Origin of the sequence: Pseudomonas edaphica, from assembly GCF_005863185.1 — a bacterium.
GTDB lineage: Bacteria > Pseudomonadota > Gammaproteobacteria > Pseudomonadales > Pseudomonadaceae > Aquipseudomonas > Aquipseudomonas edaphica.
In genome coordinates this window covers 1-13,283 of sequence record NZ_VBVZ01000118.1, presented here as the reverse complement: position 1 = coordinate 13,283, position 13,283 = coordinate 1, and the positions used below count along the sequence as shown (strand labels likewise).

At 61.4% G+C, this 13,283-nt stretch carries 12 protein-coding genes; 10 read left to right on the top strand and 2 right to left on the bottom strand.

Annotation, left to right across the window (positions count from 1 at the left end):
- Positions 1-8 precede the first annotated feature (8 nt).
- On the top strand, positions 9-1,298 hold the full coding sequence (gene cytX, locus FEM54_RS10350) for a putative hydroxymethylpyrimidine transporter CytX (protein WP_138450750.1): 1,290 nt from the start codon (positions 9-11) through the stop codon (positions 1,296-1,298).
- Here the strand turns inward: cytX and FEM54_RS10345 are convergent.
- Complete coding sequence (locus FEM54_RS10345; protein ID WP_017138487.1) at positions 1,267-2,013, bottom strand: RsiV family protein; 747 nt, start codon at positions 2,011-2,013, stop codon at positions 1,267-1,269. The genes cytX and FEM54_RS10345 overlap by 32 nt on opposite strands.
- A gap of 194 nt (positions 2,014-2,207) precedes the next feature.
- Here FEM54_RS10345 and FEM54_RS10340 point away from each other — a divergent pair, with 194 nt between their 5' ends.
- From FEM54_RS10340 to FEM54_RS10300, 9 genes are all read left to right on the top strand, one after another.
- Complete coding sequence (locus FEM54_RS10340; protein ID WP_017138486.1) at positions 2,208-2,825, top strand: NUDIX domain-containing protein; 618 nt, start codon at positions 2,208-2,210, stop codon at positions 2,823-2,825.
- Entirely contained in the window at positions 2,816-3,265 is a 450-nt protein-coding gene (locus tag FEM54_RS10335) for a DUF1249 domain-containing protein (RefSeq protein ID WP_017138485.1), read from the top strand. The genes FEM54_RS10340 and FEM54_RS10335 overlap by 10 nt, the downstream gene beginning before the upstream one ends.
- An 86-nt stretch (positions 3,266-3,351) precedes the next feature.
- Entirely contained in the window at positions 3,352-4,167 is an 816-nt protein-coding gene (cpdA, locus tag FEM54_RS10330) for a 3',5'-cyclic-AMP phosphodiesterase (RefSeq protein WP_099548085.1), read from the top strand.
- A gap of 178 nt (positions 4,168-4,345) precedes the next feature.
- Positions 4,346-4,954 carry a YqiA/YcfP family alpha/beta fold hydrolase gene (locus FEM54_RS10325; protein WP_099548086.1) on the top strand — a complete coding sequence of 203 codons (609 nt, stop codon included), beginning with the start codon at positions 4,346-4,348 and terminating at the stop codon, positions 4,952-4,954.
- A gap of 44 nt (positions 4,955-4,998) precedes the next feature.
- Positions 4,999-6,903 (top strand): DNA topoisomerase IV subunit B, encoded by a 1,905-nt coding sequence (gene parE, locus FEM54_RS10320; RefSeq protein WP_099548087.1) that lies wholly within the window; start codon positions 4,999-5,001, stop codon positions 6,901-6,903.
- Positions 6,903-7,898: an esterase-like activity of phytase family protein gene (locus tag FEM54_RS10315; RefSeq protein ID WP_138450746.1), complete on the top strand. Its 996-nt coding sequence runs from the start codon at positions 6,903-6,905 to the stop codon at positions 7,896-7,898. The genes parE and FEM54_RS10315 overlap by 1 nt, the downstream gene beginning before the upstream one ends.
- On the top strand, positions 7,895-8,416 hold the full coding sequence (locus tag FEM54_RS10310) for a retropepsin-like aspartic protease family protein (protein WP_138450744.1): 522 nt from the start codon (positions 7,895-7,897) through the stop codon (positions 8,414-8,416). The genes FEM54_RS10315 and FEM54_RS10310 overlap by 4 nt, the downstream gene beginning before the upstream one ends.
- 10 nt (positions 8,417-8,426) lie before the next feature.
- Positions 8,427-10,691, top strand: a complete 2,265-nt coding sequence (gene parC / locus FEM54_RS10305) for a DNA topoisomerase IV subunit A (protein ID WP_017138479.1) — start codon at positions 8,427-8,429, stop codon at positions 10,689-10,691.
- Positions 10,692-10,867: 176 nt separating this feature from the next.
- A complete protein-coding gene (locus FEM54_RS10300) occupies positions 10,868-11,575 on the top strand; it encodes a PqiC family protein (protein WP_171045820.1) in 708 nt (235 codons plus the stop codon).
- Positions 11,576-11,764: 189 nt separating this feature from the next.
- Here the strand turns inward: FEM54_RS10300 and FEM54_RS10290 are convergent.
- On the bottom strand, positions 11,765-13,283 hold a 1,519-nt coding region (locus tag FEM54_RS10290), incomplete at its 5' end, for an AhpA/YtjB family protein (protein WP_138450740.1).

Here is a 13,283-nt window from a genome sequence, read left to right as displayed (position 1 = left end):
TAACACCCTTGAGCATTCAACCGAGTACTTACTCTCCGGACATCGCGGTCCCCGCCGACAAACGCGTGTTCGGCGCCCGCGACCTGTTCTCCCTGTGGTTCTCCCTTGGCATCGGCCTGATGGTCCTGCAAACCGGCGCCTTGCTCGCGCCGGGCCTGGGCTTGTCCGGCTCGTTGCTGGCGATTTTTCTCGGCACGCTGGTCGGCGTGTTGCTGCTGGCCGCCGTCGGTGTGATCGGCAGCGACACCGGCCTGTCCGCCATGGCCGCGCTCAAGCTCAGCCTCGGCGCCAAGGGCGCGAGCCTTCCGGCACTGCTGAACCTTTTACAACTGGTCGGCTGGGGCTCGTTCGAGATCATCGTGATGCGCGACGCCGCCAGCTTGCTGGGCACTCGCGCGTTCAGCGAGGGCAGCCTGCTCGCCAGCCCATTGCTGTGGACCCTGTTTTTCGGTGGCTTGGCGACGTTGCTGGCGGTCAGCGGGCCGCTGACATTCGTGCGCCAGATCCTGCGTAAATGGGGCATCTGGCTGCTGCTCGCCGCCTGCCTGTGGCTGACCTGGAACCTGTTCGCCAAGGCTGACCTCACGGCGTTGTGGGCCAAGTCCGGTGACGGCTCGATGCCGTTTGCGGTGGGCTTTGATATTGCCATCGCCATGCCGCTGTCGTGGTTGCCACTGATCGCCGACTACTCACGCTTCGGCCAGCGCGCCAAAAGCGTGTTCGGCGGTACGGCGTTGGGCTTCTTTATCGGTAACTTCTGGCTGATGAGCCTGGGCGTGGCCTATACCCTGGCATTTGCGCCCAGTGGTGAAGTGAATGCGCTGTTGCTGGCGCTGGCCGGTGCTGGCTTGGGCATTCCGTTGCTGCTGATCCTGTTGGACGAGTCGGAAAACGCCTTTGCCGATATTCACTCGGCGGCGGTGTCCAGCGGGATTCTGTTGCGCTTGAAGGTCGAGCACCTGGCCTTGGTCATCGGTGTGATCTGCACCTTGATCGCCTGCCTGGCGCCGCTGGCGCAGTATCAGAACTTCCTGCTGCTGATCGGCTCGGTGTTTGCGCCGCTGTTTGGCGTGGTGCTGGTGGATCACTTTATCCTGCGTCACCGTGGCCAAGGCACGGTTGCCAACCTGCATTGGCCGGCGCTGGTGGCCTGGCTGGGTGGCATCGCCACCTATCACGTGCTGGCCAACCTGTATCCGAATATCGGTGCAACCCTGCCGGCACTGGTGCTGGCAGGGCTGTTACAGCTGATCCTTGGGCGTGCGGTCAGTGGCGCGCAGGCATCAGCTCAGGCTTGAGCACGCCGGTGAGGCGCGCGTAGGGGATGGTCATTTCGATCAGCCCCAATGCATAAGGGGCGATGGTGCTCACGTTGTACTTGAGCACCACGCCGGCGCTGGTCAGGGCCACGTTCGGGGTTTTCTGGAACGGCCAGCTCTTCACGAACTCCGGGTCGCGGTCCATCTGCGAATTGATCAGCCAACTGTTGTGGGCGACTTTCGCGGTGTTCCAGAACGCCTGTTCCTGGCCCGGCAGCAACATGTCGGCCAGGCTCAGCTCTTTGTGCAGCAGGCGTGAATAGTTAATGAAACCGCGGCCGGGCGCGCCGTGGGCGGTGCCGGTATCCAGATAACTGGACACTTCAACGATCACCAGTCCGTCATGCTGCTCACGTACCTTGGCTTGCAAGTACATGCTGTTGCGGTTGGGCGACTCACGCAGGAACTTGTCGCGGTAGGCATTCAGGGTAGGCGGCACGCTGGCGCCGGGCGTGGTGCGGGTCATTTGCAGCAGGCGTTGCTCAACAATGCTGTCCAACTGCGGCTCGCTGGGGAAGTGCACGGTGTCGATGTTCACCAGTGGGCATTCCGGGCTGTTGCAGCCGGGTTTGATTTGTTCGGAAGTGTCCGGCTTGGTGTCCAGGGGCTTGAGGTAGCTGGGCTGGAACAGGCTCTGGCAAGCGCCCAGAGTCAAGGCAATACAGGCCACGGAGGCGATTTTTAAAAGCGACATGTGCGTCCTTCGGAAATCGATGGAAAGCGAAAAAGAGTAGCGCTTCGACTGCGAACAAAGCCGTCAGTTCGCCACTAAGCTGATTAGAGTGAGTTTGACGTCCGCCGTCTATCCCGGCAACCGGAAAGGGGCTGCATCAAGGGCCATGGGCGCGTTAGGATGGCGCGAATTGCACCTGCGTAACGAGGAAGGATATGACGGACATTGCCAAATCGACGCCGAACACCATCGAGATCGTTCAGCGCGACAATGCCTATAAGGGCTTTTACCAGCTTGATCGCGTGCAACTGCGCCACGAGAAGTTCGATGGCGGCATGAGCCGGGTGATCAATCGTGAAGTCTTTGTGCGTCATGACGCGGTGTGCGTGCTGCCCTACGACCCGCAGCGCGATGAAGTGGTGTTGATCGAGCAGTTCCGTATCGGCGCCATGGGCCGTACCGGCAACCCGTGGCTGGTGGAAATGGTCGCGGGGCTGATTGATAAGGACGAACAACCGGAGGAGGTTGCACACCGCGAAGCCGAGGAGGAAGCTGGCCTTACGTTCTCTGCGCTGTGGCCGATCACCAAATATTTCCCGTCGCCCGGTGGCAGTACCGAATTCGTGCACTTGTATCTGGGCCGTTGCGACAGCTCAGGTGCAGGTGGCGTCCATGGACTGGAAGAAGAAGCAGAAGATATCCGCGTCACCCCCTGGGCCTTTGAAGATGCCCTGCAAGCGGTGCGTGACGGCAAAATTTCCAACGCAGCCAGCATTATCGCCCTGCAATGGCTTGCGCTTAATCGCGCGGAAGTGAGGGGGTTATGGCAGTAAAGGCACGGGAACGATACCGGGTTGACCTGATCGGGCTGCAAGCCGCCTGCGAGGCCAATTATGCGCGGCTGATGCGCCTGCTCCCCGACATGCGTCACGCGCCTGAGGCGCGGCGTATTGCCGTGACCCATGGCGACCAGATGCTGGGCGTGCTGACCCTTGAGGTCATCGTCAACTGCCCGTACACCACCACCCTGCGGGTGCGCCAGGAGCACAGCCTGCCCTGGCTGCCGGTGCCGCAGCTGGAGGTTCAGGTGTATCACGATGCGCGCATGGCCGAAGTCATCAGCGCAGAACATGCGCGACGCTTTCGCAGCATCTATCCTTACCCGAATGTGTTCATGCACCAGCCCGATGAGAAAGCACAACTCAATGTGTTCCTCGGCGAATGGTTGAGTCACTGCCTGGCCCTGGGCCATGAATTCGAAGTCGTGCGCTAGATGTGAACTGCGTCTTTCCTCTTTGTGTCCTGCCCCAGCATAATCGCGCTACCTATCCATTCCTGTGATTGCCTTGGGAGAGCGCCTTGCCGAGCGTATCCGCTGTGAACCCTGATGCGTCGGTGCTGCTGGTGCAGTTGTCCGACAGCCACCTGTTTGCCGAGGCCGACGGTTCGCTGCTGGGCATGAACACCCGCGACAGCCTGCAGCGGGTGATTGGTTTGGTGCGCGAGCAACAGCCGCAGATCGATTTGGTGCTGGCCACGGGAGACTTGTCCCAGGACGGCACGCTTGAGTCTTACCAGCTATTTCGCGACCTGACTCGGCAGATCGACGCGCCGGCGCGCTGGATTCCTGGCAACCACGACGAGCCGCAGATCATGGCCCACGCGGCGGTGCACAGCGATTTGCTCGAGCCGGTGGTCGATATCGGCAATTGGCGCGTCACCCTGCTGGATTCGGCGGTTCCGGGCTCGGTCCCCGGTTATTTGCAGGATTCGCAATTGCAATTGCTCGCCCAAGCCCTGAGTGAGGCGCCAAACCGTCATCATCTGGTGTGTTTTCACCATCATCCGGTGTCCATCGGTTGTGCGTGGATGGAGCCCATCGGCCTGCGCAACCCTGAAGCCCTGTTTGCCGTACTCGACCGTTTCCCACAGGTGAAGGCGGTGCTGTGGGGCCATGTGCACCAGGAAATCGACCGCGAGCGCAATGACGTGCGCCTTCTGGCGTCGCCGTCCACCTGTATCCAGTTCGCGCCGGGCAGCGAGGACTTCAAGGTCAGCGAACAGGCGCCGGGGTACCGCTGGCTGCGATTGCATGCCGACGGACGGTTGGAGACGGGCGTGGAGCGGGTAAAAGGATTCGAATTTACCGTCGATTACGGCAGTAACGGCTATTAAACCCTGCAAACACTGATCAAAATGTTGGAGCTGGCTTGCCTGCGATAGCGCTGGGCCAGTTAATCAATAGCTAACTGATCCGCCGCCATCGCAGGCAAGCCAGCTCCCACATTCGATCCGCTTCTGCCTGTATTCCCTGTAAACTGCGCCTCTTTGGCGGATGCACGGAGAGCCCGGCATGTCCGCGTCGATTCTATATATCCACGGTTTCAACAGCGCGCCTGCGTCCAACAAGGCCACCCAGTTGAGCACCGTGATGGACAGCCTCGGGTTGAGCGACCAATTGCGTGTGCCGGCCCTGCATCACCACCCGCGTCAGGCGATTCCTCAATTGGAAGAGGCCATTGCGGAACTGGGGCGGCCGCTGCTGGTGGGAAGCTCACTCGGCGGCTACTATGCAACCCATCTTGCCGAACGCCATGGCCTCAAGGCGCTGCTGGTGAACCCGGCGGTCAGCCCGCATCGGATGTTTGACGGTTACCTGGGCACCCAGAAGAACCTCTACACCGATGAAACCTGGGAGCTGACCCACGACCACGTCACGGCCCTGGCCGAACTGGAAGTGCCGGCGCCCCAGGATGCCGCGCGTTATCAAGTGTGGTTGCAGACCGGGGATGAAACCCTGGATTATCGCCTCGCCCAGCAGTATTACCGGGCCTGTGCCTTGCGCATCCAGGCCGGTGGCGACCATGGTTACCAGGGGTTCGCCCAGCAATTGCCGGCCATGTTGAGTTTTGCCGGCATTGGCGCAGATCAGTATCAATCCTTCGACTTTGCAGCACTGTAAAGTCCAGGGGCACTTTTTAATCGAACGACTCACGACGAGACCCCATGGCCACTCCCAGCGCTAGCTCTTATAACGCCGACGCCATCGAAGTCCTCTCGGGCCTCGACCCGGTGCGCAAACGCCCCGGCATGTACACCGACACCAGTCGGCCGAACCACCTTGCCCAGGAAGTCATCGACAACAGCGTCGACGAAGCCTTGGCCGGGCATGCCAAGTCGGTACAAGTCATCCTCCACGCCGACCATTCCCTGGAAGTGTCCGACGATGGTCGCGGCATGCCGGTGGACATTCACCCGGAAGAGGGTGTGTCGGGCGTCGAGCTGATCCTTACCAAGCTCCATGCGGGCGGCAAGTTCTCCAACAAGAACTACCAGTTCTCCGGTGGCTTGCACGGTGTGGGTATTTCCGTGGTCAACGCCCTGTCGACCCTGGTGCGGGTCAAGGTCAAGCGCGACGGCAACGAGTACCAGATGACCTTTGCCGATGGCTACAAAGCCACCGACCTGGAGGTCGTCGGTACCGTTGGCAAGCGCAACACCGGCACCAGCGTGTACTTCGCGCCGGACCCGAAATACTTCGATTCGCCAAAATTCTCCATCAGCCGCCTCAAGCACGTACTCAAGGCCAAGGCGGTATTGTGCCCGGGCCTGCTGGTCAGCTTTGAAGACAAAGGCACCGGCGAAAAGGTCGAATGGCACTACGAAGATGGCCTGCGCTCCTACCTGGAAGACTCGGTCAGCGATTTTGAACGCCTGCCTAACGAGCCGTTCTGCGGCAGCCTGGCGGGGAATAAAGAAGCCGTCGACTGGGCACTGCTGTGGTTGCCCGAAGGTGGCGACAGCGTGCAGGAAAGCTACGTCAACCTGATCCCCACCGCCCAGGGCGGCACCCACGTCAACGGTTTGCGCCAGGGTTTGCTGGACGCCATGCGCGAGTTCTGCGAATACCGCAGCCTGTTGCCGCGCGGCGTGAAGCTGGCGCCGGAAGACGTGTGGGAGCGCATCGCGTTCGTGCTGTCGATGAAGATGCAGGAGCCGCAGTTCTCCGGCCAGACCAAAGAGCGTTTGTCGTCCCGCGAGGCGGCGGCGTTTGTCTCCGGTGTGGTCAAGGACGCGTTCAGCCTATGGCTCAACGAGCACCCGGAACTGGGCCTGGCCCTGGCGGAGCTGGCGATCAACAACGCCGGTCGTCGCCTGAAGGCCAGCAAGAAAGTCGAGCGCAAGCGCATCACCCAAGGCCCGGCACTCCCAGGCAAATTGGCCGATTGCGCCGGGCAAGACCCGATGCGCTCTGAGCTGTTCCTGGTCGAAGGTGACTCCGCCGGCGGTTCCGCCAAGCAAGCGCGGGACAAAGAGTTCCAGGCGATCCTGCCGTTGCGCGGCAAGATCCTCAACACCTGGGAAGTCGACGGCAGCGAAGTCCTGGCCAGTCAGGAAGTGCACAACATCGCCGTTGCGATTGGTGTAGACCCGGGCGCGGCGGACATGAGCCAGCTGCGCTACGGCAAGATCTGCATCCTCGCCGACGCCGACTCCGACGGTTTGCACATCGCCACCTTGCTGTGTGCGCTGTTTGTGCAGCACTTCCGCCCGTTGGTGGATGCCGGCCACGTCTACGTCGCCATGCCGCCGTTGTACCGTATCGACCTGGGCAAAGAGATTTTCTACGCCCTGGACGAAGCCGAACGCGATGGCATCCTCGACCGCCTGGTGGCCGAGAAGAAACGCGGCAAGCCACAGGTCACGCGATTCAAAGGCCTGGGTGAGATGAACCCGCCGCAGTTGCGCGAAACCACCATGGACCCGAACACTCGCCGCCTGGTGCAGTTGACCCTGGAAGACTTCGCCGGCACGTCGGAAATGATGGACATGCTGCTGGCGAAGAAGCGTGCGCCGGACCGCAAAGCCTGGCTGGAGTCCAAGGGTAACCTGGCCGAGGTACTGGGCTGATGCGCACAGGCTTCGCCCTGGCGATCCTGATGTTGAGCGGGTTGGCGGCCACCCAAGCGGTGGCCGCGCCCGTGGCTGAGCTTAAATTAGTCTCCGAACACCCGGTGGACGGCATGCGCGGTGGCAACCTGTCGGGCCTGGCGCTGTGTGGCCAGGACCTGTGGACGGTTTCCGACCGTGATGACGACCAGATCTATCGCCTCGATATCAGCGCGCCGACCTGGAAGGCCGAAACTGTAAAGATCGAGGTGCCGCCGGTACCCGAGTCCGGCCTGCCTTGGGGTTTGCGTTCGCGCACCAAGGCTGCGTCGTTCATTCGTGGCGGCGACCTGGATTTTGAAGGCATCACCTGTGACGCCGCCGGCAACCGCTACATTGTCAGTGAAGCCCATGCGGCGGTGCTGCAAGTGCCGGTGAACGGTGCGCCGCAATGGTTGAAGATTGCTCCGGGCATGGTCCGCGAAGCGCGGGCCAGTGGGATGTTGCTGCACTTCAATGCCTTGTTCGAAGGTTTGGCGATCAACCCCGAAGGCAATCAGATCTGGCTGGCCGCCGAGCGAGAGCGACGAGGGTTGATCTCGATCAAGCGTGGCCAGAGCGTGTGGGATTGCGATGGGCCCTGTGTGTTGCTGAGCGAGGCCGGCCAGGAAGTGCAACCGGCACAGTTCAACAACGCCAAGGCGGTGTCCAAGGACTTTGCCGACCTGGCGCTGTTCAACGGCAAGCTGTTTACCCTGGAGCGCAATGCGTTCCAGATTTGCCGGCGCGATGCGGTCACGGCCAAAGTCGAGCTGTGCTGGTCGTTTGCCGACGAAACCCTGACACCGAACCGGCGTTATGCCCAGCCTTATGGCTTGGCCGAAGCCCTGGTGGTGGATGCCGAAGGTGTGTGGTTGGGTATCGACAATAATTTTGGCCCGCGTGCCGACGGTGAAAAACGCCCGGTGGTCTATCGTTTTGCCGCCCCGGCCGGTGGCTGGGGCGCCCAACCATGACGGCAGCGCCGCCCGGCAAACGTGCCGGACGTGTACTGATGTTCGTGGCATGGGGCGCCGGGCTGTTTTTGGCCACCCGTTTTTTTGGGCAGTGGGAAGCGCGTCAGGAAAACCCCAATGCGGTGGTGACCTCAGAGCAGCATGAGGGTTACATCGAAGTAAAATTGCTGGGCAACGGCCAAGGGCATTTTGTCGCCAGCGGCCAGATCAACGGATCGCCGGTGGAGTTTATGCTCGACACCGGCGCGACCGATGTGGCGGTGCCGGCCGAATTGGCCGACTGCCTCGGGCTCAAGCGCGGCCTGCCCGTGACCTTGAGCACCGCCAATGGGCGTAGCCAGGGCTACCGCACCAGCCTTGATCGCCTGAAGCTGGGCGATATTGTCCTGCAGGACGTCCGCGCGCTGGTAGCGCCGGGCCTGGGCGGTGAGCAGGTACTGTTGGGCATGAGTGCATTGAAACAACTTGAATTTACCCAGCGCAGCGGCACCATGCTGCTGCGCCAGACCAAACAATGATGAGGCCCGCATGAGTGACATCCTCGCAGACAGCTTAGATGGCGTAGAACGCCGATCGCTGGCTGACTTCACCGAAAATGCCTACCTCAACTACTCCATGTACGTGATCATGGACCGTGCCTTGCCGCATATCGGCGACGGCCTTAAGCCCGTACAACGGCGCATTATCTACGCCATGAGTGAGTTGGGCCTGGACGCAGATTCCAAGCACAAGAAATCGGCGCGTACGGTCGGTGACGTGCTCGGTAAGTTCCACCCCCACGGCGACTCGGCCTGCTACGAAGCCATGGTGCTGATGGCCCAGCCGTTCAGCTACCGCTACACCTTGGTGGACGGCCAGGGTAACTGGGGTGCGCCGGATGATCCCAAGTCCTTCGCCGCCATGCGGTACACCGAGGCGCGTCTGTCGCGTTACTCGGAAGTGCTGCTCAGCGAGTTGGGCCAGGGCACCGCGAACTGGGGGCCTAACTTCGACGGCACCCTGGACGAACCGCTGGTGTTGCCGGCGCGTTTGCCGAATATCCTGCTCAATGGCACCACCGGCATCGCGGTCGGCATGGCCACTGACGTGCCGCCGCACAACCTGCGCGAAGTCGCGACTGCCTGCGTGCGTTTGCTTGATGAGCCAAAAGCTACGGTCGAGCAGCTCTGCGAGCATATTCAAGGCCCGGATTACCCGACCGAAGCGGAAATCATCACGCCGCGTGCCGACCTGCTGAAGATGTACGAGACCGGCAAGGGCTCGGTGCGCATGCGCGCGGTTTACCACATTGAAGACGGCGACATTATTGTCACCGCACTGCCGCACCAGGTGTCCGGTGCCAAGGTGCTGGAGCAGATTGCCGCGCTGATGCAGGCCAAACCGTCGAAATTGCCGCAAGTGGCTGACTTGCGTGACGAGTCCGACCACGAAAACCCCTGCCGCATCGTGATCATCCCGACCAACAGCCGGGTCGACCACGAAGTGCTGATGCAGCATCTGTTCGCCAGCACCGACCTTGAGTCCAGCTACCGGGTCAACGTCAACATCATCGGCCTGGACGGCAAGCCACAGCTGAAAAACCTGCGCAACCTGCTGGTGGAATGGCTGGAGTTCCGCGTACAGACCGTGCGCCGCCGCCTGCAATTTCGTCTCGACAAGGTTGAGCGCCGCCTGCACCTGTTGGATGGTTTGCTGATCGCTTACCTCAACCTGGATGAAGTGATCCACATCATCCGCACCGCCGAGCACCCGAAAGCCGAGCTGATCGCGCGTTTCGAACTGAGCGAGATCCAGGCCGACTACATCCTCGACACCCGCTTGCGTCAGTTGGCGCGGCTCGAAGAGATGAAGTTGCGCGACGAGCAAGACGCGCTGCTCAAGGAGCAAGCCAAGCTGCAAGCCCTGTTGGGTAGCGAAACCAAGCTCAAGAAGCTGGTGCGCAGCGAACTGATCAAAGACGCCGAAACCTATGGCGATGATCGCCGCTCGCCAATCGTCGAGCGCGCAGAAGCGAAAGCCCTGACAGAAACCGAACTGTTGCCTAACGAGAAAATTACCGTCGTTCTGTCGGAAAAGGGTTGGGTTCGTTCCGCCAAAGGGCATGATATTGACGCCACCGGCCTCTCGTACAAGGCTGGCGATGGTTTCAAGACCGCTGCGGCCGGGCGTTCCAACCAGTTTGCGGTGTTTATCGACTCCACCGGGCGCAGCTATTCGGTGCCGGCGCACACCTTGCCATCGGCACGTGGCCAAGGCGAACCGCTGACCGGGCGTCTCACACCGCCACCGGGGGCGAATTTCGAGTGCGTGCTGCTGCCGGATGACGATTCGCTGTACGTGATCGCCTCCGACGCGGGTTACGGTTTTGTGGTCAAGGGTGAAGACCTGCAGGCCAAGAACAAGGCGGGCAAAGCGTTGTTGAGCTTGCCGAACAACGCCAAGGTGATCCTGCCGCGCACCGTGGAGGACCGCGAGAGCAACTGGCTGGCGTCGGTGACTACCGAAGGGCGTTTGCTGGTGTTCAAGATCAGCGATTTGCCGCAGTTGGGTAAAGGCAAGGGCAACAAGATTATCGGGATTCCCGGGGAGCGCGTGGCCAGTCGCGAAGAGTACGTGACCGACATCGCCGTGATCCCGGAAGGCTCTACCCTGGTGCTCCAGGCTGGCAAGCGCACGCTGTCACTGCGCCCCGACGACCTTGAACACTACAAGGGTGAGCGTGGCCGACGGGGTAATAAACTGCCGCGTGGCTTCCAGCGCGTGGATGCTTTGCTGGTGGAAACGCCTGTTTAAGGCGGATTAGAGGGCTCGATCTACGATTTAACGCGTAGATCGGCGCTTTCGCGCTGGAGTCAGGGCGCATATTCACGGATGATATGGCCTTTCCAGCGCCGGCGTGGCCGAGCGTGTTTAGGTTATTTTTAGTATTACATTGTGGTTCGCCTTGTGGCAGCCACCTGGATGGGATGATGACTGCTCCACGCCTTCCTTTATTTTTGATGCTCGCTGGCCTTTTGGGGCTGGCGGGTTGCAGCACACACCAACCGGTGTCGCTGTACCAGTTGGACAGCGGAAGTCCGGCTCAGCCTGCGCAAACCGCAGGCATGGCCGTTTTGCTTGGCCCGGTCGTTGTTGCTGATTACCTGCAACGCGAAACCCTGCTTCAACGTCAGAACGACGGCAGCCTGCAAGGTTCCACCGATGGTCGTTGGGCGGGCAGTTTGTCGTCCGATATCAACCAGCTGATGTTGCGTCAGGTGGCTGGCCATCTCGACAGCCAGCGTGTGGTGCTTGCACCTGGGCCGGCGGGTTTTACCCCGGACGTGCAGGTATTGCTAACCATCACGCGGCTTGACTCGGGTACTTCGCAGCCGGCGATTCTTGACGCCCAATGGCGCTTGATCGACCGCCGTGGCCAGGTGCGCGATAACCGCATCGTGCACCTGCAGGAAGAACATACCGGCACCACCGCGTCCCAGGTCCAGGCCCAGGGCGTGTTGTTGCAGCATCTGGCGCAACAGTTGTCGGTGGCGCTCAAGCCATTGGCCAACCAGCCGCCAGTGGCCGAGGCGCCGCGCAAGCAAGCGCCGTCCCAGGCCAAACCGTTAGCTCCGCAGAAGCCTAAGATGCCGATGGCCACGCCGATTCGCACGGATATGGAAGTGTTCAGGTTCTGATCTGAATCGCGCCCAAACAAAAGGCCCGCTTACTCAGCGGGCCTTTTTGTTGTCTACGATTTGATCGTTCCCACGCTACGCGTGGGAATGCCTCTTGGGACGCTCCGCGTCCCGCCGTCAGCACTGCGCAGCAGTGACGCAGAGCGTCACGGAATGCATTCCCACGCGGAGCGTGGGGACGATCAACTGTCAGGGCTTGTTACGGGTCTCATGCATCCGCGCCAACTGCCGCTCGAGCATCGACGGGTACGGCTCCATCAGCCGCTCCACACAGCTTGCGCCTTCAGGGCTGGCAATCGGGCGGATACGTGCGCGCTGGCGGATCAGCGCATCTTCACTGATCTTGCGCTCCACCAGCAGCAGGTTGCGGCTGTGTTGGGACAAGGCCAGCGCATCCTGGGCGATCTCGGTAAGCAGCAGGTCGATCTGGCTCATGCCGAACAGATCGTCTCCGACGGTCAGGCCAAGTTGCAGCTGCAAGGTAATGCCGCTGTCGGCCACTTCAATCTGCAAGGCATGGCCGAGGGCGCGCAGCAGCTCGCCGCAGCAGATGGCATTGGTCAGGTAGTCTTCGCCGCTGTCTTCGCTGTGGAACAGCATCAACGTGCTGCCGTCGTTCAGGGTGTGCAGCTCGCTCTGATAGAGCGACGCAGCCTGGTCGAGGCAGTCGCGGTAGCGCTCCAGCAATTCGGTGAGGCGCGCACGGGGCAGGCGACGCAGTTGGTCCTGGGCACCCAGTTGCACAGCCAGTACGGCGCTGTGCTGCGGCTCGGTATTTTTTACCGGCGCAGGTTGCGAGGCCACAACGGGTGCGGCGGCCGAGGTGTCGCGCAGGTCGGCGAACGGGTCTTCATCGTCCAGTTCGTCTTCTTCGGCCTTGATCACCTGGCGTGGTGCAGGCTTGAGGGCGGCCACCGGCGCGCTTTCGTCAAAGCCTGGGTCACGCAGGTTGCGCACTTCAAACTCGGGCTCGTCGTCGTAGTCGGTGTCGTCGTACTCAGGCTCGGGTTCAACCTCAGGCACCACCGGCTCGGGAGCGAAGCTGGCGTGAAGCTGGCGGGCGAGGTCGCCGATTTCGTCCTGGCGGTCGGTGGCCGGGGTGTGTTCGTCGATATCGCGCAGCCAGATGCGCAGTTGCATCAGCGGCGTGGAGATATGCCGACCCAGGCGCAAGCTCAGGGCCAGGGCCAGTGCCAGCAGGATCGCGCTGAGGATGCCCATGCTTTGCAGGCTGATGGTCATCGGCTGCTGGAATTGCTGCATGTCGAGGCTGATGCGCAGTTGCCCGGCCTTCACATCCTGAAACGTAATATTGCTCGAATACAGACCTTCGGCTTCACCCAGCAGGCCGTTTTTCGGGCGCTGCCCGGCTTCGGCCATGATCCGGTTGTCCACGCTGTAGATGGCGGCGTGGGCCACCAGCGGGTTCTTGGTCAGGTTATTGAGCAGCACGTTGAGGCTGAGGATGTCGTTGGACACCAGCAACTCAGTCGCCGAAGTGGCGGTCTGGGTCGTCAGGCTCTCGCCCAGAGCGTCGGCTTGCTCGTGCATGGCCTGCTTGAACTGCAAACCCATCACGCAGGCGTAGATCACCAGGGCCAGAGCGACCAGGATCACGTTATGGCTGGCGATGCGTAATGCGATCGGTACACGGCGGTGGCGCAGTGCCCGGAAGATCAGCAGGAAGAAGTTATCGGTTTTTACTGGC